The organism is Dermacoccus sp. UBA1591, from assembly GCF_002322065.1.
Classification (GTDB): Bacteria; Actinomycetota; Actinomycetes; order Actinomycetales; family Dermatophilaceae; genus Dermacoccus; species Dermacoccus nishinomiyaensis.
In genome coordinates this window covers 480-753 of sequence record NZ_DCNR01000109.1, presented here as the reverse complement: position 1 = coordinate 753, position 274 = coordinate 480, and the positions used below count along the sequence as shown (strand labels likewise).

Genomic DNA, 274 nt, shown 5'->3' with positions numbered 1-274 from the left:
ACGATCAACGCCTACCTCGCAGCCCGCACCATGCCCGACGCCGACGAACTCCTCGTCGAACAGCTCGCGACGCTCGAGGTCGCCGCGTCCAAGGCCGCCGCGCGCTCCATCGAAGCGGCGCGCGACGCGTTCCTCATCCAGGGCAGCTTCCTCGAGGACAAGTACGGTTCGTTCCATGTCTGATCTCGTCCCCGGCGCCAACGTCTCACTACGCGAGGTCCCCGGCCTGCGCCTGCTGCGCATCAGCCTCGAATGGGACGCCGGACGCGAGAAC

The 274-nt window shown here is 67.9% G+C and carries 1 pseudogene; it reads left to right on the top strand.

What is annotated here, in order from left to right:
- A pseudogene (locus tag B2284_RS12025) lies at window positions 1-183 on the top strand (hypothetical protein); the annotation flags it as partial.
- Window positions 184-274 lie beyond the last annotated feature (91 nt).